This window comes from Mycobacterium sp. E2989 (assembly GCF_001667595.1).
Classification (GTDB): domain Bacteria; phylum Actinomycetota; class Actinomycetes; order Mycobacteriales; family Mycobacteriaceae; genus Mycobacterium.
The window spans coordinates 20,361-43,401 of sequence record NZ_LZJX01000053.1 but is presented as its reverse complement, the minus strand read 5'-3'; the positions used below and the strand labels follow the sequence as shown (position 1 = coordinate 43,401).

The following is a 23,041-nucleotide window of genomic DNA, read 5'->3' as shown; positions in this document are numbered from 1 at the left end:
GGCGACGGTGTTGGCGTCGGACGAGTCGGGCATGTCCACGGTCGAGTACGCCATCGGCACCGTGGCGGCGGCCGCCTTCGGGGCGATCCTGTACACCGTCGTGACCGGCGACTCCATCGTGTCGGCGCTGACCAACATCATCGGCCGCGCGCTCAACACCAAGGCCTAGCCGGCAGTGCCGGTGCCGCCACCGTCGAGGCCGCGCTGGGCATCGCCACGCTCGTCGTCGTGCTGGTGCTGTGTCTGGCCGGCATCACGGCTGTGTCGATGCAGGTGCGCTGCGTGGACGCCGCCCGGGAGGCCGCCCGCCTGGCCGCCCGCGGGGACGAGGGCTCGGCGGTGGGCGTCGCCCGCCGCGTCGCCCCCGGCGGGGCGCGCGTCGAGGTGCACCGCGACGGTGAGTTCGTGGTGGCCACCGTGGTCGCGCACTCCAAGTTGTTGCCGGCGATCGAGATTGTGGCCAAGGCTGTTTCGGTGGCCGAGCCCTCGGGATGATCGGGGCGCGGCCACCCTGGTCGCGGCCTGGATGGTGGCGGTGCTGCTGTCCGTTACGGGGGCCGGGGCGTACCTCGGTGCGGTGGTGGTGGCGCGGCATCGCGCGCAGGCGGCCGCCGATCTGGCCGCGCTGGCCGCGGCCGCCCGGCTGCCGGCCGGGCCCGAAGCGGCCTGCGCCCGCGCGACGGCGGTCGCACACCGGATGCGGGCCCGCGACGCCGGTTGCGTGGTGGAGGACCTCGACGTCGTCGTCACCGTCCGGGTGCCGGTCTTCGGTGGTGCGGCCGGTGCCGCCGCGCGGGCGGGGCCGGTTCGTGGCTAGGCCGCCGGGTCGCCGTCCGGCCGCCCGGCGGCGGCGAGCTCCTCATCGGACGGCAACCGCAGCGAGACCAGCCCGGCGTAGGTGTCCGGTTCGAGCTCCACCCGGTTGACGGTGACGTGCACCGGCACCCACCCATCGTCGACGGCGGGCATTCGCAACACCCGGCTGGTGGCGCCCCGGGCGAATTCCTCGGTCATCGACGCCACCAGGTGCTGGTCGTCGGGGTGGACCTTCGGCTTGCCGGTCTCGCTGCCCCGCCAGTCGTAGAAGGTGCAGGGTTCGTCCAGCCATTTCAGCAGCGCCCAGTTCTTCAGGTCGATCAGCGCGCGGTGGACGCCGGCCTGGGCCAGTCCGCTCAGGATCCGTTGCGCCAGATCATCGGTCGACACCGGGGGGCCCTTGAGCTCGGCGCGCCAGTTGATCGCCCGCGCGATCAGGTGGTCGCGGCCGTCGGGACCCTCCTCCAGGCCGGTGCGCGCCACGAAACCGATCCGCATGGGAGTGCCCTGCCAGTCAGTGAGATCCCAAGTGCTGCAAATGGTTTGGTCGGGCTTGGCCTTAACGGCCATGGCAAGAACCTTGGTTTCGTTGGGGTTGAGCTCGCGCGACGGCAGGTCTTCGGCGAAGGCCCTGCCGAAAGTGACCTCCACCTCGGGATTCTTTCCGCTGTTGGTCAACGACTCCCGGGTGTCGGTGGCGACGCCCTGGGTCAGGTCCCACTTCAGGGGTCCCGGGGTCGGCCGCTCGGGCGGTTCGACGTCGGCGGGTCCGGTCCACACGTGCACGCCGTGGATGAAGCCGTCCGACATCACCACCGGCTCGGTGCGAATCACGCGGTCGCGCTTGGGCGTGATGCTCGTCAGGCTCTGCCCGGTCTGTACGGTTTCGGCGATCGCCGTCCGCACCGCGGCCAGATAGGGGCTACGGCGCATGAACGTGGTGATGGGGACGAGGTTCTTCAGTTGACGTCCCTGCGCCACCACGGTGGGCTCGCCCCCCAGCGTCTCCACGAGCAACCAGTCGTGGGCCATGCGCCCGATTTTACGGCGGGGCGGCGGGTTCTCGGGACCTCGGGTCCGCCGGCCGTCTCGGTCCGGCTCTGGAAATGCGCTATCGCGCTCTGCGGCAAAGCCTTCGGGCTCATCGGCGCGCGGGCATGGTTGCCATGCCGCCGCGGCCCTGGTAGTTTGCTGCTGCGCCCGCGCGGCGGGGCCGACGACCGCTCACCGATGAGTTGGTTGGCCCGCGCCACAGCCCGCCATCGTTTCTTGAGCAGCAGTTAATGCGATCGGCACGTACGGCACCGGGCGTATTCGTGGGGTCGGCCGTCGAGGGGCCGGTCGTCATCCGCGTCGTTGCTCACGCGCGGGCCAGCTCCGCGAGGACCAACCGCAGCACGCGCACCGCGCCCGCCTTGTCGAGTGGGTCGTTGCCGTTGCCGCACTTGGGTGATTGCACGCACGACGGGCACCCGCGTGGGCATTCACATGACTCGATGGCGGCGGCGGTCGCGCCCAACCACGTACTCACCTTGCGATAGCCCCGTTCGGCGAAACCGGCTCCCCCCGGATAGCCGTCGTACACGAAGACGCTGGGCAGCCCCGCCGGGTCCGGTCCCACGGCGGTGGACAGGCCGCCGATGTCGCCACGATCGCAGCTGGCCACCAGCGGCAGCAGGCCGATCGCGGCGTGCTCGGCGGCGTGCAGCGAACCCGGGATCCGCGGTGCGTCAATCCCCGTGCGCGCCAACGCATCCTCGGTGATGGTGTACATCACCGCGGTGGTCGCCAGCGTGTGTTCGGGCATGTCCAACTCGATGAAGTCGATCACCTCCCCGGACAGCCGGCGGCGCAGATAGCCCACCACCTGGTGGGTGACGGTCACCGGCACCAGGCCCAGGGTGACCGGTCCGAACTGCTTGCGCTCCCCGGTGCCGGTGACGGCGATGTCGGTGATCTCCCGCGCAAACGTCGCGTAACCGGGGTCCTCGGCGTGCACGAACGCGATCGCGTCCTCGAGGTCCAGCGAGTCGACGACGTAGCTTTCGCCCTGATGCAGGTAGACGGCGCCCGGGTGCACCGACGCCGGGGCCTGACCGATACCGGTGCTGCCCAACAACCGCCCGGTGTCGGCCTCGACGATGACGATCTGGCCGCCTGCCGAGCCCCGGATGTCCACCGCCCCATGCGGTTCGAGGCCGGCCGCGGGAAAGTACTTGCCGTTGCGGCGCCGCAGCAGCCCGTCGTCGACCAGGCCGTCGGCCACCTCGATGGCGCCGAAGTCACGCACCTCGGCGTCGTCGAGCGGCATTTCGGTTGCGGCGCATAGTAATTGGGGCCCCAGGATGTAAGGGTTGGCCGGGTCGATCACCACCCGCTCCACGGGCTTGCCCAGCAGCGCGGCCGGGTTGTGCACCAGAAACGTGTCCAGCGGGTCGTCGCGGGCGATCAGCACCACCAACGCCCCCTGCCCGCGGCGGCCCGAGCGGCCGGCCTGCTGCCAGAACGAGGCGACCGTCCCGGGGAACCCGGCGAGCACCACGGCGTCCAGCCCCGCGATGTCGACGCCCAGCTCCAGGGCATTCGTGGTGGCCAGGCCGCGCAGCCGTCCCTCGGCGAGGGCGCGCTCGAGCGCCGTCCGGTCCTCGGCGAGATAGCCGGCCCGGTACGACGCCACCTTGCCGGAAAGATCCGGGGCGATCTCGTCCAGCCGGGCCTGGGTGCCCAGCGCGGTCAACTCCGCGGCGCGGCGCGACCGGACGAACGTCAGCGTTTGCGCTCCCTCGGCGACCAGGTCCGCCATCACCCGCGCCGCCTCCGCGCCGGCGGAACGGCGCACCGGCGCGCCGTTCTCGCCGAGCAGATCCGCCCGCAGCGCCGGCTCCCACAGCGCCACCGTCCGGGCGCCCTGTGGCGATCCGTCCTCCGTGACCTCCTCGACCGGAAGCCCGATCAGCTCGGCGGCCGTCGCGCCCGGTGCATCGGTCGTCGCGCTGGCGAAGATCACCGTGGGCGCCGAAGAGTAGCGCGCGCACAGCCGCAGCAACCGGCGCAGCACCATCGCCACGTTGGATCCGAAAACTCCGCGGTAGTAATGGCATTCGTCGACGATCACGAACCGAAGGCCCCGCAGCAGCACGGCCCAGCGGGCATGGTTGCGCAAGATCGACAGGTGGATCATGTCGGGATTGGAAAACAACCAGCGGGACCGCTCCCGCGCGAAGCGGCGGACTTCCGGGGGGCTGTCGCCGTCATAGGCGGTGGGAGCCACGTCCTGGCACCGCGGGATGGCGGCCGTCAACGCGTGCGCGGCGCGCAATTGGTCGTGGCCCAGCGCCTTCGTCGGGGACAGGTAGAGCACGCGGGCGCGCGGGTCGGTGGCCAGCGCGTTGAGGACGGGCAGCTGATAGGCCAACGACTTGCCCGACGCGGTCCCGGTGCTCACCACCACGTGCCGGCCGGCGTGTGCCAGTTCCGCGGCCGCCGACTGGTGTGACCAGGGGGAACCGACGCCGCGGTCGGTGAAGGCGCGCACCACGTCGGGCTCGGCCCACGCTGGCCAATTGTGCGGCCGGCCGCTTCGCGGCGGCAGCTCGGCGACGTGGCGCAGCGGGTGCTCGTCGGGGGCGGTACCGGCGAGCGCGGCGGCGAGCAGCTCGCTGCCGAAACTCGCCAAGTTCACACCCTCCTTACACGCCTGGGGGACGCAAGTCTGTCGCCGAAGCGATGAACATGGTTGACTATTTGCGGTCGCAGCTTCTGTGTTCGTGTCAAAACTTCGCAGGATCTATCGTTGCGGCCGCGGTTCCTGCGAGGTTAATCGGTCGGGTGAAGTTCCGGCGACTGAGCGAGGTATGGCGGTCGTACCAGGCCCGGGGCATCGAAAAGCGATGCCCCGCACCCAGAAGAAAAGGAAAGATCGAGAGATGCCACAGGGAACTGTGAAGTGGTTCAACGCGGAGAAGGGCTTCGGGTTCATTGCCCCCGAAGACGGCTCCGCTGACGTGTTTGTCCACTACACGGAGATCCAGGGTTCGGGCTTCCGCACCCTCGAAGAAAACCAGAAGGTCGAGTTCGAAATCGGCCACAGCCCTAAGGGCCCCCAGGCCACCGGAGTCCGCTCCGTCTAACGGACGAGCCGACTCTCAACGGACCCCCCGTGCAGTCCCGCCCAGCGGGCCCGCCGGGGGGTTTTCGTATTGCGGCTAAGCTCGCGAAACTCCTCGCCGCGCCGGTTGGTTCAAGACGCGGATGGTAGACCTGGCCTACTGTCGTTGGCGTGAGCCAGCTTTCCTTCTTCACAGCGGAGTCGGTGCCGCCCGCGGTCGCCGATCTGTCCGGGGTGCTGGCGGCTTCCGGCCAAATCGTGATGGTCGGCGGTCCCGAGGCGCAGGGCGCGCGGCTGTCCGTGGTGGTGGATCAGCCGTGGCGCGCCGAGGCGCTGGCCGAGATGATCCGCGAGGCGGGGCTGGAACCCGAGATCGGTCGCACCGACGAGGACACCCCGCTGGTGCGGACCGCGGTCACGGCGTCCTTGGTCGGTTTGGCCGCCGAATGGACGCGCGGCGCGGTGAAGACCGTGCCGCCGCGCTGGCTGCCCGGACCCCGCGAATTGCGGGCGTGGACACTGGCGGCCGGTCACCCCGAGGGCGACCATTACCTGTTGGGCCTGGATCCCCACGCGCCCGACACCCATTCCCCGCTGGCGTCGGCTTTGATGCGGGTCGGAATCGCCCCGACATTGATCGGCACCCGCGGCGGGCGGCCGGCGCTTCGGATCAGCGGCCGCCGTCGGCTATCGCGCCTGGTAGAGAACGTGGGCGACGCGCCGGACGGCGTTGACGCGACATCGGTCTGGCCGCGGGTATAACCGCGGGAAAACATTTGCGGCTGCGGCGGCCGGTTTGCGCAGTCGCGGTCAAGGGTGCGAAATTGTCAGATGCCCGAAGGCGAAGGAACGCTGGCGTATCTGAATTTCCCCGGAATTTCTGACGCCGGCCTGTCATTCTTCTGCGGGGCGGCCCCGCAGTGGGGCCCAGATCAAGGATGGAGCGTAAGCGTAGTTGGCCGACCCGAATCTCACGGACCGCGAAAGCGGCCGGACTGGGAGCCGTAGGCGACTCGTCATCGTCGAGTCGCCTACCAAGGCGCGCAAACTGGCCGGCTACCTGGGCTCCAACTACATCGTCGAATCCTCCCGCGGCCACATCCGCGACCTGCCCCGCGCCGCCGCCGACGTGCCGGCCAAGTACAAGTCGGAGCCGTGGGCCCGGCTGGGCGTCAACGTCGACCACGACTTCGAACCGCTCTACATCATCAGCCCGGAGAAAAAGAGCACGGTCAGCGAACTCAAGGGCCTGCTGAAGGGCGTCGACGAGCTCTATCTCGCCACGGATGGTGACCGCGAGGGCGAAGCCATCGCCTGGCACCTGCTGGAAACCCTGAAGCCGAACATCCCGGTCAAGCGGATGGTGTTCCACGAGATCACCGAACCGGCCATCCTCGAGGCCGCCGAAAACCCTCGTGACCTGGACATCGACCTGGTCGACGCGCAGGAGACCCGCCGCATCCTGGACCGGCTGTACGGCTACGAGGTCAGCCCGGTGCTGTGGAAGAAGGTCGCGCCCAAGCTGTCCGCGGGCCGCGTCCAGTCGGTGGCCACGCGCATCATCGTGCAGCGCGAACGCGACCGCATGGCGTTCCGCAGCGCCTCCTACTGGGACATCCTGGCCCGGCTGGACGCCAGCGTGTCCGACCCACAGGCCTCCCCGCCCACGTTCACCGCCCGGCTGGCCGGCGTCGACGGCCTGCGCGTGGCGACGGGCCGCGATTTCGACTCGCTGGGCCAGCTGCGCAAAGCCGACGAGGTTATCGTCCTGGACGAGGCCCAGGCCACGGAGCTGGCCACCGGGCTGCGCGGGGCCCAGCTGGCCGTCGCCTCGGTGGAGGAGAAGCCCTACACCCGCCGGCCCTACGCGCCGTTCATGACGTCGACGCTGCAGCAGGAGGCCGGCCGCAAGCTGCGGTTCTCCTCGGAGCGCACCATGAGCATCGCGCAGCGGCTCTACGAGAACGGCTACATCACCTATATGCGTACCGACTCGACGACGCTGTCGCAGTCGGCCATCAACGCCGCCCGCACGCAGGCGCGTCAGCTCTACGGCGAGGAATACGTCTCGCCGTCGCCGCGCCAGTACACCCGCAAGGTGAAGAACGCGCAGGAGGCGCACGAGGCCATCCGGCCCGCCGGTGAGACGTTCGCCACTCCCGACGCGGTGCGCCGCGAGCTCGACGGCGACGAGTTCCGGCTCTACGAGCTGATCTGGCAGCGCACGGTGGCCTCGCAGATGGCCGACGCGCGCGGCACCACGCTGAGCCTGCGGATCGGCGGCCAGTCGGGCGGGCGCGACGTCCTGTTCTCGGCCAGCGGCCGCACCATCACCTTCGCCGGCTTCCTGAAGGCCTACGTGGAAACCGTCGACGAATTGGCGGGCGGTGAGGCCGACGACGCCGAGAGCCGGCTGCCGCAGCTGACGCAGGGCCAGCGGCTGGACGCGATCGAGCTCACGCCCGACGGCCACGCCACCAACCCGCCGGCGCGCTACACCGAGGCGTCGCTGGTCAAGGCGCTCGAGGAGCTGGGCATCGGCCGCCCGTCGACCTACTCGTCGATCATCAAGACCATCCAGGACCGCGGCTACGTGCACAAGAAGGGCAGCGCCCTCGTGCCGTCCTGGGTCGCGTTCGCCGTAACCGGTTTGCTGGAGCAGCATTTCGGCCGGCTGGTCGATTACGACTTCACCGCCGCGATGGAGGACGAGCTCGACGCGATCGCGTCGGGGCAGGAGCGGCGCACCGACTGGCTCAACCGCTTCTACTTCGGCGGCGAACACGGCGTGGCCGATTCGGTGGCCCGCTCCGGCGGCCTGAAGAAGCTCGTCGGCGTCAACCTCGAAGGCATCGACGCGCGAGAAGTCAACTCCATCAAGCTGTTTGACGACGAGCAGGGTCGGCCCGTGTACGTCCGGGTGGGCAAGAACGGGCCTTACCTGGAACGCATGGTCGCTGGCGATGACGGCGAGCCAAAGCCTCAGCGCGCCAACCTCAACGACTCGCTGACGCCCGACGAGCTGACGTTGGAGGTGGCCGAGCAGCTGTTCGCCACGCCGCAAGAGGGCCGCACGTTGGGGGTCGACCCGGAAACGGGGCGCGAGATCGTCGCCAAGGACGGCCGGTACGGGCCGTACGTGACCGAGATTCTGCCCGAACCCCCCGGCGAGGAGGACGGCGGCGCCCCGGCGAAGAAGGGCAAGAAGCCGACCGGCCCCAAGCCGCGCACCGGCTCGCTGCTGCGCAGCATGGACCTGCAAACGGTCACCCTCTCCGACGCGCTGAAGCTGCTGTCGCTGCCCCGGGTGGTCGGCGTGGACCCGCAGACCGGCGAGGAGATCACCGCGCAGAACGGTCGTTACGGCCCATACCTGAAGCGCGGCACCGATTCTCGCTCGCTGTCCACCGAGGACCAGATCTTCGAGATCACGCTGGACGAGGCGCTGAAGATCTACGCGGAGCCCAAACGCCGCGGCAGGCAGGCCGCGGCCGCGCCGCCGTTGCGCGAGCTGGGCACCGACCCGGCGACCGGCAAGCCGATGGTGATCAAGGACGGCCGGTTCGGGCCGTACGTCACCGACGGCGAGACCAACGCGAGCCTGCGCAAGGGCGACGACGTCCTGTCGATCACCGACGAACGCGCCGCCGAACTGCTGGCCGACCGTCGGGCGCGCGGCCCGGTGAAGCGTCCGGCGAAGAAGTCCGCCCGCAAGAAGGCCCCGGCCAAGAAGGCCGCCAAGCGCAACTAGCCCGGCCTAGAAGCCCGGGCCGATCGCCTCGCTGGGCACCTCCTCGGGCGCCCGCACGGGCTGGGATTGCTGGGGCTCCGGGGATCCGGCCAGATGCACGGGCCGGGCCAGCTGGGTGGGCGCGGTGCGCCCGCGCAATTCGACGACCTCGCCGACATCCCAGCACAGGGCCTCGGCGTCCAGCGCGCCGCTGACCGCGATCGCCGACGCCAGCACGTGGCCGGGCTCGAGTTTGGCCAGCTCGGTCAGCCGGGCGGCCTCGTTGACCGGGTCGCCGATGACCGTGTACTCGAAGCGGGCCTGCGCGCCGATGTGCCCGGCGATCGCCCTGCCCGCCGACACCCCGATCCCGAACTCCGCCGAGCCGATCACCGGGAGCAGCTCGTCGTGCAGCTCGCGGGCCGCGGCGAGCGCGCCGCCCGAAGCGTCGGGGTGTTCGATCGGCGCGCCGAAGATGGCCAGCGCCGCGTCGCCCTGGAACTTGTTCACGAAACCGCCGTGCCGGCCCACGGTTTCGACCACCACCCGGAAGAACTCGTTCAGCAGGTGGACCACCTCGGCGGGCGGTCGCGTCGCCGCGAGCTTGGTGGAGCCGACCAGGTCGACGAACAGGACGGCGACGTGGCGCTCCTGACCACCCAGCTCGGTGCCGCGCTCCAGCGCCCGGCGGGCCACGTCCTCACCCACGTAGCGGCCGAACAGGTCGCGCAGCCGCTGCCGCTCGGACAGGTCACGCACCATGTCGTTGAAGCCCGCCTGCAGCAGGCCCAGCTCGCTGGCGTCGTAGATCTGCATGTGCGCGTTGTAGTTTCCGCGCTGCACCTCCGACAGCGCCCAGCGCAGCTGCCGCAGCGGGTCGGCGATCGACATGGCCACCAGCAGGGTGCTGACGAAGCCGATGCCCAGCGCCGCCAGCGCCAGCAACAGGATGGGGGTGAACAGCTTCTCCGGGGTGGCGTGCAGCAGGGACGCCTTGTCCGCCATCACGGCCAGCACGATCGCGAGCACCGGCACGGCGGTGGACAGCATCCACGTCAGGATCTGGCGCAGGATGACGCCGGGCGCCTGAACGTTCTCGGGCACGCCGCTGCGCAGGGCCGCCACGGCCACCGGCCGCAGCACCCGCTCGGACTGCAGGTAGCCGATGATGGCGGTCGCCGCGGCGCCGAGCCCGGTCGCGACGGCCACGACCGGCGCGGCGAACCGGGCGACCGACCAGCTGGCGATGATGAACACCACGCCGCCGATGCACCAGGCCACCATGCTGATCAGCGTGCGGTAGAACGGCATCCGCAGCGCGCGGCTGCGGGCCAGCTCGGTGGCGGCCGGGTCCGCCTCGGCGAGCAGGTTGTCGCGGCGCTGCCAGCGGAAGACCGGCATCAGCAGCTTCAGGTTGACCATCCAGCCGGCCAGGAACAGCACCACCAGGGCCGTCCCGAACAGGGCCAGGTTGAGCACGGGCAGGTCCTGCAGCTGGATGCGGTCCTCGGGGGGCAGGGCGTAGCGCAGGAAGCCGAGCACGAAGAGGGCGCCGATGATGTCGGCCTGCAGCATGCTCAGCGAGAACAGTGGCCACGGGGTGCGCACCACCCACCGGACGAATCCGCTGATCCGCCCGGGCAGTGCTGCCGGTGTTGCCACGATCCCACCGTATCGGTCGGCAGTGACTCTTCGGAAACTTCCAACCATCCCACTGCGGCGCCCGACCGGCCGAAAAGGGGGGAAATGTAACGGGATTGTCGCGATCCGGTGGCCGATCGGTATATGTCGGCGGGGGTGGCTAATGTTGCCGGTGATGTCCGGGGTGTTTACGCGGCTGGTAGGCCAGGACGTGGTGACGGCCGAGCTGCTCGCGGCCGCCAGGGCGGCCCGCGGTGACGTGGTTCACAGCGATGCGGGCGCCGGGACTATGACACATGCGTGGCTGATCACGGGTCCGCCGGGGTCGGGCCGATCGGTCGCGGCGCTGTGCTTCGCGGCCGCGCTGCAGTGCACCTCACCTGGGGAACCCGGGTGCGGGCAATGCCGGGCGTGCACCACGACGATGGCCGGCACCCACGCCGACGTGCGCCGGGTGGTGCCCGAGGGGCTGTCCATCGGCGTCGACGAGATGCGCGGCATCGTGCAGATCGCGTCGCGGCGCCCGGCCACCGGGCATCGCCAGATCGTGGTGATCGAGGACGCCGACCGGCTGACCGAGGGCGCGGCCAACGCGCTGCTCAAGGTCGTCGAGGAGCCGCCGCCGTCGACGGTGTTCCTGCTGTGCGCGCCGTCGGTGGACCCCGAGGACATCGCCATCACGCTGCGTTCCCGCTGCCGGCACGTCGCGCTCGTCACCCCGCCGACCGAGGCGATCGCGCGCGTGCTGATCGACAGCGACGGCCTGACCCCCGAGACCGCGAACTGGGCGGCGTCGGTCAGCGGCGGCCACGTGGGCCGGGCGCGGCGGCTGGCGACCGACGCCGAGGCGCGGGCGCGCCGCGAGCGGGCGCTGGCCCTGGTCCGCGACGCCGCGACGCCGTCGCGGGCCTATGCCGCCGCCGAGGAGCTGGTGGCCGCGGCCGAAACCGAGGCGGTGGTGCTCACCGCGGACCGCGCCGAGGCCGAGACCGAGGAGCTGCGGACGGCCCTGGGCGCCGGCGGCACCGGCAAGGGCACCGCCGGGGCGCTGCGGGGTGCCACCGGCGCGATGAAAGACCTCGAACGGCGCCAGAAGTCGCGCCAGACTCGGGCCTCCCGCGACGCCCTGGACCGGGCGCTGATCGACCTGGCGACCTATTTCCGCGATGCGCTCATGGTCTCGGCGGAGGCGGGGTCGGTGCGCCCCAACCACCCGGACATGGCCGAGCGGGTGTCCGCACTGGCCGCGCACGCGCCGCCGCAGCGGCTGCTGCGCTGCATCGAGGCGGTGCTGGAGTGCCGCGAGGCGCTGGCGATCAACGTCAAGCCCAAGTTCGCCGTCGACGCCATGGTGGCCACCTTCGGCCAGGAGCTGCGGGATTGATTGCCCGGACTTTGGCGGGCCACCCGGCCTGCCGTAGACTCGTGCCGCCGTGCCGCCTTAGCTCAGTCGGTAGAGCGATTCACTCGTAATGAATAGGTCAGGAGTTCGATTCTCCTAGGCGGCTCCACAGTTTCACACTTTCCGCACCGAACGTCGCGCCAGCGTGACCGTCGCCGCCCGCCGTCACGCCGGCATGACGCGCGAAGCCGGCTAGGCCGGCGCCAGGAAGCCCACCGGACCCGAGGCGATGCACAACGCCAGCGCGGTGGTGTTGGCCCGCACGGTGATCGCGTCCCCCGCGCCGGGCAGCCGGGCGAAGACGCGGTTGAGCCCGGGGTGGACGGGGACCTTGACGTCGGGTCCCTGCGTCAGCGACAGCGTCATCGTTCCGTCGCTGTTGGCCAGGTAGTTGATTTCGACGGTCCAGTCGGCGGGCAACAGCGGCCCGTCGAGCACCAACCGCGCCGGCTTGTCCGGTTGTGCGAAGTACCCGCATTGCGGCATGGGTCCCGGCGCGATGGTCCGCACCCAGGTCACCCGCGCCTTGACCAGCCGACCCGCGCTGTCCAGCATGCGCAATTGCGTTGTGGCCGGGGCGAATTCGGGCCTGTCCCGCAGCAGGGCGAACATGTGGCTGGCGAGGTTCTCGGGTGCCGCCACCCGCTGCAGCACCATCGGGTCGACCTCCTGATCCAGCAGCGGCGCCGCGGCGGCGGCGTTCGCCGCGGCCAAACCCGCCCGCGCGTTCTGCAGGTAGGGCTGGGCCGGATTGTCCCGCCAGCTGGTCAAGAACGTGGCCGTCGAATAGAGGCTGCTGGCCACGAACGACACCGCCAAACCCAGCGTCACCACGGCACGTCTGGGGGAGGCGTCCAGCCAGCGCGGCCCCGCGGGCCGGTTCGGCGCGCAGAACGCCACGGCGGCCAGCAGCGCCAGCACGAAGACGAGATCCGGGAAATAGCGCAGGGTTTGGGCCAGTTCCAGCGCGGTCTGCTTCGACGAGCGCATCAAATAGATCGGCACCTGGCAGGCGACGGCATAGCCGGCCGCGGTCAGCCACACCGGCGCGATGCGCCGCTTGCGCACCAAGGAGACCGCCAGCGCGCCGGCCAGCACCAGCCAGCCCAGCGCCATCACCGCCGGCGGCGGGGTGGCCCACGGCGAGGCCGGCGCCCACCGGTCCCAGTGCCAAGGACCCCCGGCCAACCCGGGGACGATGCCGTGCGTGACCGACCGCGCCAGCAGGTCCGCCGTCATCGCCAGGTCGGTGCTCCACCGTCGCTGGTTCACCACGGCCACATACAGCGCGATCCAGCCCGCCGTCACCGTCAGGGCCGGGATCCACAGCCGCAGCCCGGCCCGCCACACCGTCCGCAGCGCCGCCCGATCACCCTGGACGTGGCGCAGCAGCGCGGCCACCGCGAACGCGACGAACGGGATCACCGCGGCCTTTTCGAAGAACAGCAGCCCGCCGAAGTAGACCAGCGTCCCGGTCAGCGCGTAACGCCGGTCGCCGGTGCGCACCAGCTGGACGGCGTCGCCGCACACCCAGGCCAGCGCGGCCAGCATCGGCAGCGAGTTCAGCGCCGCGGCCCACCAGGCGAAGCCCGGCACGGCCAGCGGCGTGAACAACGCGAACGTCAGCGGGAGCAACAGCACCGGCCGCCAGCCGAGGATGACGTGCAACGCCCGCAGCAGCGCCAGCGAGGCCAGCAGCTGCAGCACCAACAGGCTGATTGCCGGGCCGGTCCAATTCAGCGGGGCCAGCCGGATGATGGCCCCGCCGACCAGAAAAGCACCCGGCATGACGTGGCCGTCGTGGTCGTCGAACAGGTACGCGGGCGACAGCAAGTTGTGGGTGCCGGCCTTGCCGATCAGGATCAGGTCGTCCCAATAGAAGTAGCCCCCGAACGCCAGCGCCGCGCGTATTCCCAGCTGGACGGCGATCAGCGCGATGGCCACGGCCGCTATGTATGGTGGGCCGGTGCGCGCACTGGTCACCGGGGCAGCCGGATTCATCGGGTCGACGCTAGTCGACCGCCTGTTGGCCGACGGCCACGCGGTGGTGGGGCTGGACAACTTCGCCAGCGGCCGCGCGAGCAACCTCGAGCACCTGGCCGACAACCCGGCGTTCGTCTTCGTCGAGGCGGACATCGTCACCGCCGACCTGCAGGCCATCCTCGACGAGCACCGGCCCGAGGTGGTGTTCCACCTGGCGGCCCAGATCGACGTGCGGCACTCGGTGGCCGACCCGCAATTCGACGCCTCGGTCAACGTCATCGGCACCGTGCGCCTGGCCGAGGCGGCGCGGCTGGCGGGGGTGCGCAAGGTCGTGCACACCTCGTCCGGCGGCTCCATCTACGGCACCCCGCCCCAATATCCGACGCCCGAGACCGTGCCGACCGACCCGGCGTCGCCGTATGCCGCGGGGAAGGTGGCCGGGGAGATCTACCTGAACACCTTCCGCCACCTGTACGGCCTGGACTGCTCGCACATCGCGCCGGCGAACGTCTACGGCCCCCGCCAGGACCCGCACGGCGAGGCCGGCGTGGTGGCGATCTTCGCCCAGGCGCTGCTGTCGGGTAAGCCCACCCGGGTGTTCGGCGACGGCGGCAACACCCGCGACTACGTGTTCGTCGACGACGTGGTGGACGCCTTCGTCAAGGCCGCGGGGGAGGCGGGCGGTGGGCAGCGCTTCAACATCGGCACCGGCATCGAAACCTCGGACCGGCAGCTGCATTCGGCGGTGGCGGCGGCCGTCGGCGGGCCCGACGATCCGGAGTTCGCGCCGCCGCGGCTCGGCGACCTGAGGCGGTCCTGCCTCGACATCGGTTTGGCGGAGCGGGTTTTGGGGTGGCGGCCGCGGGTCGGGCTCGACGACGGCGTGCGCCGCACGGTCGAGTACTTCCGCGGCGCGCGGACGGTCTGACCCCGCGCCGTCTGCCGCGGCTTCGAGTGTGCGTCTAGGGCGGGGAATTCGCAGAAATTCCGCCGTGGGTACACCCGCAATGCCGTCAGCGCACACTCAGCCGCGGCGCGCGGGCAGGTTGGGCTACACGTTCGACGCAGAGTGCGGAGCGTCGGGCTCCTCGGCGCCCTCGAGCGCGACCGCCCGGGCCAGCCGCGCGTAGCGCAGTTCCAGGTCCTTGAACCGCATGTAGGTGCTCATGGTGGTGAAGCAGAACGCCATGATCAGCGCGTAGAGCATCAGGTCGGTGCCGCGGCGCACCCCGAACCAGTGCGCGACGACGGTCGTGTCGTCGGGCCGGACCACGGCGTAGATCCCGGCCAGCACGAAGACGACGTAGCCGACCTTGACCCAGGCCCGCGAGCGCGCGTTCCGCCGCGACCGCAGCAGGTAGACCAGCAGCGCGACGATCGAGCCGATCAGCAGCACCTGGATCCAGTTCATCGTGAAGCCCTCCCTCGCAGGAACCCGTCGAAGATGATGTTGACGCCGTTGAGCAGCGGCTGCCCCTTCGACTTCGAGTAATCGGTGTAGAGCACCTCGACCGGTTGTTCGACGATGCGCCAATGGTTTTCGGCGACCAGCATGATGAACTCGTTGGCGTGGCTCATGCCGCTCATGGTGATGTCCAGCCCGTCGGCGACCTTCTTGTTGAACACCCGCAGCCCATTGTTGGTGTCGGTCAAGCCAAGTCGGCGACCGCGGCGGCTCAGCCGCGCGGCGGTCTGCAGCACCACCCGCTTCACGAACGGCGGTCGGGTCCCGCCGTGCGCGCCGAACCGCGTGCCGATCACGACGTCGACGTCCTCCGCGCACAGCCGGTCGATCATCGCGGCCAGATCCTTGACCCGGTGCTGCCCGTCCCCGTCGAACGTGGCGAACACCTGCGCCCCAGGCTGTTTGCGCGCGTACTCGACGCCGGTCTGGATGGCCGCCCCCTGCCCCAGATTGATCGGGTGGCGCACCAGGTGCGCACCGGCCCGGCGGGCGATCTCGCCGGTGTCGTCGGCGCTGCCGTCGTCCACGCAGACGACGTTGTCGAACACGGAGCGCACGTCGGCGACCACCTCGCCGATGACGGCGGCTTCGTTGAAGGCGGGGATGACGATCCAGGCGCCCGAGTATCTGGGTTCAGTAACCATCTAGCCCATAAGGTTAGCCAGGATCAGCCGGCTGAGCGCCCGGCGCGCGCCAGCGCCGCCAGATGAACGCCGATTCCGACCACGGGTCCGCACAGCAGGGCCACCACGGTGCGGGCCGGCAGGGGCAGCGGTAGCAACAGCAGCAATCCCGACGCCACCGTCGCTGAAACCCAGCCCAGCGAGTAAGCCCGGTGCAGCGCGGCCGCGACGGCCCCGGCGCCGGTGAGCGTCAGCATGGCGATCGCCACCGCCGCCCCGGTGAGCCAGGCCAGCAGCGCACCGCTGGCGTGGTACTGCGGCCCGAACGCGGCCCGCAGCAACCAGGGGCCCACCAGCCCGGCCGCCAGCACCCCGACCGCGCCGACGCCGGCGATGATCGCGGCCGGGGCGACCAGGGCGCGAATCCGGTCACCGCGCGCGTCGACGAAATGCGCGATCAGGTTGCCCTGCATGGCCGTGAGCGGCACCAGCAGCGGCGCCCGCGTCAACGTCACGGCCAGGATGATCACCCCGCCCTCGGCCCCCAGCTCGTTGCTGGTCAGCTTCAGCAGCACCGGAAAGCCCATCACCAGGACCGCGCTGGCGCCGGCGGCGGTGATCGAATGGGCGGCTCCCCGCAGGAAGGTCTGGACGCCGCCGGGCGTCAGCGCCTGGGCGGCGGCCCGGGCCGACGGGGAGACCGCCAGCACGATCACCCACGCGACCGCGCCCGCGACCGTGGCCCACAGGTAGCCGACCAGCCGCCAGCCGAGCAGGACGGTGGCCGCGGCGACCGCCACCCGGATGACGGCGTCGGTCGCCATCAACGCCCCATAGCCGGTCCACCGGTCGGTGCCGGCCAGCATGCCCAACAGGGTGGCGTGCACGCAGAACCCGGCCAGCCCGACGGACAGCAGCGCCACCGACAGCCACCGCTCCTCGACGAACACCCGTCCGCTCCACAGCGGCGAGCTCCCGCCGATGACGACGGCCGCGGCCACACCGACCAGCATGGCGACCCGCAGCGGGTGGGTTCGCGGTTCGTCGCCGGCCGGCGCCGCCGAGTAGCGGGCCGACCGGACCTCCCGGGTGGTCTCCTGCAGCAGCCCGAAGGCGGCGCCGGTGACCAGGCCGAACGCCCCCCAGAACACCCCGAACACCGAAAAGCCGCCCGGGGCCAGGTCACGGGCGGCCAGATAGATCACCGCGTAGCCGCACAGGGCGGTCAGCGCCGTCGCGGTGGCGACCCGGGCCACGCTGCCGCGCGTGATCGGACCGGCGCCGGTCGACGCTGGGGTACCGCCGACTTCGGGCATCGCCACAATTTGAAAATAGTAGGTGCCGGTGGGCGCTGGTCGGCGGCGGCGAGCGGCGTTCGCTATCGTGGGCGGCTGTCGGAAAGGACCTTGGCCGCCTTGCGCATATTCGGGATCTCGCTGTTGGTCTCCGTGGCGGCCCTCGCGGTCGGATACGCCCACGGCGGCCTAAAAGACCTCTTCCTGCTGCTGGTGTTGGCCACCCTCGAGGTGTCGCTGTCGTTCGACAACGCCATCATCAACGCCGCGATCCTCAAGCAGATGAGCCCGTTCTGGCGGCAGATGTTCTTGACCGTCGGGATTCTGATCGCGGTCTTCGGCATGCGGCTGCTCTTCCCGCTGGTGATCGTGTGGGTGACCGCGGGCCTCGATCCGGTCCGCGCGATGCAGTTGGCGCTGAACCCCCCGCCGCACGGCGCGCTGGAATTCCCCGACGGCTCGCCCAGCTATGAAAAGCTGATCACCGCCGCGCATCCGCAGATCGCGGCGTTCGGCGGCACATTCCTGCTGATGCTGTTCTTGGATTTCGTCTTCCACGACCGAGACATCAAGTGGCTCAAGTGGATCGAGATCCCGTTCGCCCGCATCGGGCGGCTGGGCCAGGTGCCGGTGGCGGTCACCGGCGTCGCGCTGATCCTCGTCGGCACGCGGCTGACCCACTCCGGCGGCGAGCGCGCGACCGTGCTCACCGCCGGATTGCTCGGCCTGGTGACGTACCTGGTGGTCAACGGTCTGAGCCGGGCGTTTCGGCCCCCGGACATCGACGCGGTGTCGGCCGGCACGGCGGCCGGCAAGGCCGGCCTGAGCCTGTTCCTCTATCTCGAGGTGCTCGATGCCGCCTTCTCGTTCGACGGGGTCACCGGCGCCTTCGCGATCACCTCGGACCCCGTCGTCATCGCCCTGGGTCTCGGGCTGATCGGGTCGATGTTCGTGCGGTCCATCACGATCTTCCTGGTGAAGCAGGATGCGCTGGACCGGTACGTGTACCTGGAACACGGCGCGCACTGGGCGATCGGTGTGCTGGCGGTGATCATGCTGCTGTCGATCGACCCGCGGTTCGAGGTCCCCGACCCCATCACCGCCTCGGTGGGCGTGGTGTTCATCGGGGCGGCGCTGAGCTGGAGCGTGCTCCGCAACCGGCGCCAGGCCAAGGCCGCCGCGTCGCCGGCCGGCTAGGCCTCGATCTGGCCCGCGATGCGCCGTTCGATGCTGACCCGCGCGGGCGCCGGCAGCGCGATCAGGCCGTCCAATTCCTTGCTCGCCCGCGCGTAGGCATTCTGGCGTTCCTCGCGGGTGGCGGCGTCGTCCTGCGCCAGGTGCAGCAGGCTCTGGGCCCGCGCCATCCGTTGTTGCTCGTCCGCCGAGAAGTCGCTGCGGCGCCGGCGAATCGCCTCGGCCTCGGCGATCTCGAACGCGCTGACGTATTCGTGAACGGCGTCGCGGTATTCGGCCAAGGCGTCCCGGTCGCCGAGCAGGGTCTCGGGCGGTTCCGGCCGCAGCAGGTCCGCGTGCCGCTTGGCCTTGTGAAAGGCGACGGTCAGCGGGGCGCGCATGTCGGTCATCATCGGGAAGTCGAGCAGTCGCGCGATGTCGACTTCGTATTCGAGCCACCGCCCGTCGGTGCCGTCATGCGCCGCAACGAGTTTGGCGAGCTCTCGTCGGTCGCTCTCGTGGTTGGTCCGCGCCCGGCCGGAGGCCTCGGCCACCGCGATCTTGGCTTGCTGCTTCAGCCGATACCGTTCGAGCCGACGCTCGGCCCGGCGCTCGTTGGCGGCGGCAATGGCGCGAAGGCCGCCGCCGATCGCGCCGCCCAGCGGAAAAACCAGCCACCAGAAGTTGGCGGCGAAATGCCACACCGGGGTCACCTCGCCAGGATGCCACCGGAAATCGGCGTGCGGTTACGCCGTGAGCGTCACCGCACCTCAGCGGGCGTCAGTGCCCCTCTTTCTTGAACCGCTCGATCGAACGCTGCACCTCGGCCTCGGCCTCCGCGCGGCCGACCCAGTCGGCGGCCTTAACAAACTTGCCCGGCTCCAAGTCCTTGTAGTGCACGAAGAAGTGCTTGATCACGTCCAGCTCGAACTCCGGAACGTCGCCGATGTCCTGGACCTGGTCCCAGCGGTGGTCGCCGGCGGGCACGCACAGCACCTTGTCGTCGCCGCCCTTTTCGTCGGTCATCCGGAACATGCCCACCGGACGCGCCTCGACGATGACTCCGGGAAAGACCGACTGCGGCAGCAACACCATCGCGTCCAGCGGGTCGCCGTCTTCGCCGAGGGTGTCCTCGATGAAGCCGTAGTCGGTCGGGTAGCCCATCGAGGTGTACAGGTAGCGGTCCAGACGCACCCGTCCGGTCTCGTGGTCGATCTCATACTTGTTCCGCTGGCCTTTCAGGATCTCGATGGTCACATCGAATTGCACTGTGCGCTCCTTAGATCTGGGCGTTTCGCGGTGGTCCCGTCGCGTCGGGGATCACCCTAGTCGAGCCCGGTGCGCCGGATTCGGCAGAATGGGTCGGAGACAGTCAGGAGAGCGATGGGTCCCACTCGCTGGCAAAAATCCACCCAGGTGTTCGTTGGGTTGGCGGTGCTGGCGTTCGTTGCCGCAGTGGTGGCGGCGGCGACGTTTTTCACCTCGGCGGGCCACGGCGGCAACAGCTCGCACGCGCCGATACCGCCTCCGCACGCGCCGACGGTCAAGCCGGGAATGGTCCCGGTCAGCGACTCCGCGGAGACTCCCAACCCCGCCGGAGTGGCGGCCGTGCTGTCTGCCGTGGCGGCCGATCCGAACCTGGGCAGGTTGGGCGCCCGGGTCACGGACGCCATGACGGGGAAAGAGCTTTGGCAGGTGGCGGACGACATGCCGCTGGTGCCGGCGTCGACCAACAAGGTGTTGACGGCGGCCGCGGCCCTGCTGACCCTGGACCATCAGGCCCGGATCAGCACGCGAGTGGTGGCCGGCAGCCAGAACGCCCAAGGGCCCGTGGTGCTGGTCGGTGCGGGTGACCCGGTGCTGTCGGCCGCGCCGCCCGGTGTGGACACCTGGTACCGCGGGTCGGCCCGCATCAGCGACCTCGTCGAGCAGGTCCGCCGCAGCGGCGTGACCCCGACCGCCGTGCAGGTCGACACGTCGGCGTTCAGCGGGCCGACGATGGCCCAGGGCTGGGATGCGGCCGACGTCGACAACGGCGACATCGCGCCGATCGAGTCGGTGATGATCGACGCCGGGCGCATCCAGCCGACCACGGTCAACTCCCGACGGTCCCGCACCCCGGCGCTGGATGCCGGGCGGGAGCTGGCCAAGGCGCTCGGCCTGGATCCCGCCGCGGTGACGATCGCGACCGCGCCGTCTGGCGCGCGGCAGCTGGCCGTCGTGCAGTCGGCGCCGCTGGTCCAGCGGTTGTCGGAGATGATGGACCACTCCGACAACGTGATGGCCGAATGCATCGCCCGCGAGGTGGCGGCCGCCATCAACCGGCCGCGCAGCTTCGCCGGTGCGGCCGACGCGGTGACCAACCGGTTGAGCACCGCGCACGTCGACACCGGCGGCGCCACGCTGATGGATTCCAGCGGTCTTTCGGTGGACGACCGGTTGACCGCCAAGACGCTCGACGGTGTGCTGCAGGCCGCCGCCGGACCCGACCAGCCGACGCTGCGGGCGCTGCTGGACCTGCTGCCGATCGCGGCCGGCAGCGGGACGCTGGCCGACCGTTTCACCGACGCGGCATCCAACCAGGGGCCGGCCGGCTGGTTGCGGGCCAAGACCGGATCGCTGACCGCGGTCAACGCCCTGGCCGGGGTGCTCACCGACCGCAGCGGACGGGTCCTCACGTTCGCCTTCATCTCCAACGCCGCGGGGCCGAATGGCCGCAACGTGATGGACGCGCTGGCCACCAAGCTGTGGTCCTGCGGGTGCGCATGAGCCCGCCCTCGGAGCTGACGCTCGGTACCGCGGTCGACTGGGGATTCGCCGCCACCGTCGGCCAACGGCTGGCCCGCCCGGGTCCGGCTGCGAGCGACTACACGCGGCGCCAGGTGATCGACGAGCTCAGCCGCTCGGCCGCGAAGGCCGAACCGCCGGTGCGCGAGGTCACCGGCCTGGTCACCGAGGGCGCCGTGCCGCCGGCCCGCATCGTCGACCGGCCGGAGTGGATCGGCGCGGCGGCCGAGTCGATGCGCGTGATGATGAAGGGGGCCGAGAAGCCGCGGGGCTTCTTCACCGGCCGCGTCACCGGCGCGCAGACGGGGGCCGTGCTGGCGTTCGTGTCGTCGGGCATCCTCGGCCAGTACGACCCGTTCGCGAGGGGCCTGGACGCCTCCAACGAGGGAAGCCTGCTGCTGGTGTACCCGAACGTGATCGCGGTCGAGCGGCAGCTGCGGGTCCAGCCCTCCGACTTCCGGCTGTGGGTCTGCCTGCACGAGGTGACCCACCGGGTGCAGTTCACCGCCAACCGGTGGCTGTCCGACTACATGTCTGAGTCCCTGGCCCTGCTGACGCGGGACGCCGGCGAAGACATCGCGCAGGTGGCGAGCCGGCTCGCGGAGTACGTCCGCAACCGCGGCGACGGGTCGGCGGACGGCAACTCGTCGGGCATTGTCGGCTTGGTGCGGGCGGTGCAGTCCGAGCCGCAGCGTCAGGCCCTCGATCGGCTGCTGGTGCTCGGCACGCTGCTGGAGGGCCACGCCGACCACGTGATGGACGCCGTCGGGCCGATGGTGGTGCCGTCGGTGACCACCATCCGCCGTCGATTCGACGAGCGCCGCAACCGCAAACAGCCGCCGTTGCAGCGGCTGCTGCGCGCGTTACTGGGCCTCGACGCCAAACTCAGCCAGTACACCCGGGGCAAGGCGTTCGTCGACCATGTGGTGGGGCGGGTCGGAATGGAGCGGTTCAACGCCATCTGGACCGGGCCCGAGACGCTGCCCCTGCCTGACGAGATCGAAGAACCTCAGCGATGGATCGACAGGGTGCTGTAGGGCAGCTGCGCGCGGCTGTCGAGGCGTTCATCGAGACCCACGTCGCCACCGTCGAGCGATGGGGCGTGGCGCTGTCGGGCGGACCCGATTCCCTCGCGCTCACCGCGGTGGCGGCGCAGCTGCGGCCGACCACCGCGGTGATCGTCGATCACGGCCTGCAACCCGAGTCGGCCGCGATCGCCGAAACCGCCCGCGAGCAAGCCGTCACGTTGGGATGCGTTGCCGCACAAGTGGTTCGCGTGCACGTCGGCAACGAGGGCGGCCCCGAGGCCGCCGCCCGCGCCGCCCGCTATGCCGCCTTGAGCGCCTACCACGACGGGCCGGTGCTGCTCGGCCATACGCTCGACGACCAGGCCGAGACGGTCCTGCTGGGGCTGGGCCGGGGGTCGGGCGTGCGGTCGATCGCCGGCATGCGGCCGTACGACTCGCCATGGGGCCGGCCGTTGTTGGGCGTGCGCCGGGCCGTGACGCACGCCGCCTGCCGCGAGCTGGGCCTGACCCCTTGGCAGGATCCGCACAACACCGACCGCCGCTTCACCCGGTCCCGGCTGCGCCTGGAGGTGCTGCCGCTGCTGGAGGACGTGCTGGGCGGGGGCGTGGCCGAGGCGCTGGCCCGCACGGCGACCGCGCTGCGCGAGGACACCGAGCTGATCGACACCCTGGCCGCCCAGGCGCTGCCGGGGGCCAAGGAGGGTGCGGGCCTGCGGGCGCAGGCGCTGGAGGCGCTGGCCGCCCCGGTTCGGCGCCGGGTGATCCGCGGCTGGCTCCTGGCCGGTGGCGCAACAGGCCTGACCGACAAGCAGATCCGCGGTGTCGACGCGCTCGTCACCGCCTGGCGCGGGCAGGGCGGGGTGGCGGTCGGATCCGCGCTGCGGGCCGAGCGGTTGATCGCGGGGCGGCGCGACGGTGTTCTGACGCTGTGGCGCGAACCCGTCCGGTAGGCGCAATACCGGGGTCGCCGTTGGTTATTCGGCCGTTGGC

At 70.8% G+C, this 23,041-nt stretch carries 21 protein-coding genes and 1 tRNA gene; 13 read left to right on the top strand and 9 right to left on the bottom strand.

Going from position 1 to position 23,041, the window contains the following annotated elements; translation table 11 throughout:
• Window positions 1-7: 7 nt before the first annotated feature.
• Genes A5680_RS25155 through A5680_RS10760 form a run of 3 tightly spaced genes read left to right on the top strand, consistent with a single transcriptional unit; the run spans window position 8 to window position 817 of the window.
• Window positions 8-169 carry a DUF4244 domain-containing protein gene (locus A5680_RS25155; protein WP_082970336.1) on the top strand — a complete coding sequence of 54 codons (162 nt, stop codon included), beginning with the start codon at window positions 8-10 and terminating at the stop codon, window positions 167-169.
• 35 nt (window positions 170-204) lie between these two features.
• Complete coding sequence (locus tag A5680_RS10765; RefSeq protein WP_082970323.1) at window positions 205-495, top strand: TadE family type IV pilus minor pilin; 291 nt, start codon at window positions 205-207, stop codon at window positions 493-495.
• A 31-nt stretch (window positions 496-526) separates the two neighbouring features.
• Window positions 527-817, top strand: coding sequence for an Rv3654c family TadE-like protein (locus A5680_RS10760; protein WP_369827645.1), 291 nt, complete (start codon window positions 527-529; stop codon window positions 815-817).
• Here A5680_RS10760 and A5680_RS10755 read toward each other — a convergent pair.
• Window positions 814-1,848: a PAS domain-containing protein gene (locus tag A5680_RS10755; protein WP_067819043.1), complete on the bottom strand. Its 1,035-nt coding sequence runs from the start codon at window positions 1,846-1,848 to the stop codon at window positions 814-816. The two genes, A5680_RS10760 and A5680_RS10755, sit on opposite strands and share 4 nt — an antisense overlap.
• A gap of 328 nt (window positions 1,849-2,176) precedes the next feature.
• Window positions 2,177-4,492 (bottom strand): DEAD/DEAH box helicase, encoded by a 2,316-nt coding sequence (locus A5680_RS10750; protein ID WP_067819058.1) that lies wholly within the window; start codon window positions 4,490-4,492, stop codon window positions 2,177-2,179.
• Window positions 4,493-4,742: 250 nt separating this feature from the next.
• Between A5680_RS10750 and cspA the strand changes: the two genes are divergently transcribed.
• The 3 genes from cspA (at window position 4,743) to topA (ending at window position 8,675) form a co-directional block, all read left to right on the top strand.
• Window positions 4,743-4,946 (top strand): cold shock protein CspA, encoded by a 204-nt coding sequence (gene cspA / locus A5680_RS10745; RefSeq protein WP_007166602.1) that lies wholly within the window; start codon window positions 4,743-4,745, stop codon window positions 4,944-4,946.
• Window positions 4,947-5,095: 149 nt separating this feature from the next.
• Window positions 5,096-5,686, top strand: coding sequence for a hypothetical protein (locus A5680_RS10740; protein ID WP_055403792.1), 591 nt, complete (start codon window positions 5,096-5,098; stop codon window positions 5,684-5,686).
• 193 nt (window positions 5,687-5,879) lie between these two features.
• A complete protein-coding gene (gene topA / locus A5680_RS10735; protein WP_067819041.1) occupies window positions 5,880-8,675 on the top strand; it encodes a type I DNA topoisomerase in 2,796 nt (931 codons plus the stop codon).
• 6 nt (window positions 8,676-8,681) lie between these two features.
• Here the strand turns inward: topA and A5680_RS10730 are convergent, their stop codons facing one another.
• Complete coding sequence (locus tag A5680_RS10730) at window positions 8,682-10,364, bottom strand: adenylate/guanylate cyclase domain-containing protein (protein ID WP_231965062.1); 1,683 nt, start codon at window positions 10,362-10,364, stop codon at window positions 8,682-8,684.
• A gap of 106 nt (window positions 10,365-10,470) precedes the next feature.
• Here A5680_RS10730 and A5680_RS10725 point away from each other — a divergent pair, with 106 nt between their 5' ends.
• Both A5680_RS10725 and A5680_RS10720 read left to right on the top strand, forming a co-directional pair.
• Complete coding sequence (locus tag A5680_RS10725) at window positions 10,471-11,679, top strand: DNA polymerase III subunit delta' (RefSeq protein WP_067819053.1); 1,209 nt, start codon at window positions 10,471-10,473, stop codon at window positions 11,677-11,679.
• A gap of 51 nt (window positions 11,680-11,730) precedes the next feature.
• Window positions 11,731-11,806 (top strand) — tRNA-Thr (locus A5680_RS10720).
• An 83-nt stretch (window positions 11,807-11,889) separates the two neighbouring features.
• Here A5680_RS10720 and A5680_RS10715 read toward each other — a convergent pair.
• Window positions 11,890-13,698, bottom strand: a complete 1,809-nt coding sequence (locus tag A5680_RS10715; RefSeq protein ID WP_197499770.1) for a hypothetical protein — start codon at window positions 13,696-13,698, stop codon at window positions 11,890-11,892.
• Between A5680_RS10715 and A5680_RS10710 the strand changes: the two genes are divergently transcribed.
• Window positions 13,664-14,608, top strand: a complete 945-nt coding sequence (locus A5680_RS10710; protein WP_197499769.1) for an NAD-dependent epimerase/dehydratase family protein — start codon at window positions 13,664-13,666, stop codon at window positions 14,606-14,608. The two genes, A5680_RS10715 and A5680_RS10710, sit on opposite strands and share 35 nt — an antisense overlap.
• Window positions 14,609-14,731: 123 nt before the next feature.
• Here the strand turns inward: A5680_RS10710 and A5680_RS10705 are convergent, their stop codons facing one another.
• The 3 genes from A5680_RS10705 to A5680_RS10695 are packed head-to-tail and all read right to left on the bottom strand — an operon-like array spanning window position 14,732 to window position 17,084.
• Window positions 14,732-15,091, bottom strand: a complete 360-nt coding sequence (locus A5680_RS10705; RefSeq protein ID WP_067819035.1) for a DUF2304 domain-containing protein — start codon at window positions 15,089-15,091, stop codon at window positions 14,732-14,734.
• Window positions 15,088-15,789, bottom strand: coding sequence for a glycosyltransferase family 2 protein (locus A5680_RS10700; protein ID WP_055403797.1), 702 nt, complete (start codon window positions 15,787-15,789; stop codon window positions 15,088-15,090). Before A5680_RS10700 ends, A5680_RS10705 begins: the two co-directional genes overlap by 4 nt.
• 23 nt (window positions 15,790-15,812) lie before the next feature.
• Entirely contained in the window at window positions 15,813-17,084 is a 1,272-nt protein-coding gene (locus tag A5680_RS10695; RefSeq protein ID WP_067819032.1) for a hypothetical protein, read from the bottom strand.
• A 90-nt stretch (window positions 17,085-17,174) separates the two neighbouring features.
• On the opposite strand from A5680_RS10695, the gene A5680_RS10690 reads away from it, so the two are divergent.
• Entirely contained in the window at window positions 17,175-18,260 is a 1,086-nt protein-coding gene (locus tag A5680_RS10690; protein WP_055403799.1) for a DUF475 domain-containing protein, read from the top strand.
• Here the strand turns inward: A5680_RS10690 and A5680_RS10685 are convergent.
• Together A5680_RS10685 and A5680_RS10680 are read right to left on the bottom strand one after the other, a co-directional pair.
• A complete protein-coding gene (locus A5680_RS10685; RefSeq protein ID WP_067819029.1) occupies window positions 18,257-18,949 on the bottom strand; it encodes a hypothetical protein in 693 nt (230 codons plus the stop codon). The genes A5680_RS10690 and A5680_RS10685 overlap by 4 nt on opposite strands.
• Window positions 18,950-19,016: 67 nt before the next feature.
• Window positions 19,017-19,505: an inorganic diphosphatase gene (locus A5680_RS10680; protein WP_055403801.1), complete on the bottom strand. Its 489-nt coding sequence runs from the start codon at window positions 19,503-19,505 to the stop codon at window positions 19,017-19,019.
• Window positions 19,506-19,619: 114 nt separating this feature from the next.
• Here A5680_RS10680 and dacB point away from each other — a divergent pair, with 114 nt between their 5' ends.
• Genes dacB through tilS form a run of 3 tightly spaced genes read left to right on the top strand, consistent with a single transcriptional unit; the run spans window position 19,620 to window position 23,001 of the window.
• A complete protein-coding gene (dacB, locus tag A5680_RS10675; protein WP_055403802.1) occupies window positions 19,620-21,005 on the top strand; it encodes a D-alanyl-D-alanine carboxypeptidase/D-alanyl-D-alanine-endopeptidase in 1,386 nt (461 codons plus the stop codon).
• Window positions 21,002-22,060, top strand: a complete 1,059-nt coding sequence (locus tag A5680_RS10670; RefSeq protein ID WP_055403816.1) for a zinc-dependent metalloprotease — start codon at window positions 21,002-21,004, stop codon at window positions 22,058-22,060. Before dacB ends, A5680_RS10670 begins: the two co-directional genes overlap by 4 nt.
• Window positions 22,039-23,001: a tRNA lysidine(34) synthetase TilS gene (tilS, locus tag A5680_RS10665; RefSeq protein WP_055403803.1), complete on the top strand. Its 963-nt coding sequence runs from the start codon at window positions 22,039-22,041 to the stop codon at window positions 22,999-23,001. Before A5680_RS10670 ends, tilS begins: the two co-directional genes overlap by 22 nt.
• Window positions 23,002-23,041: the final 40 nt, after the last annotated feature.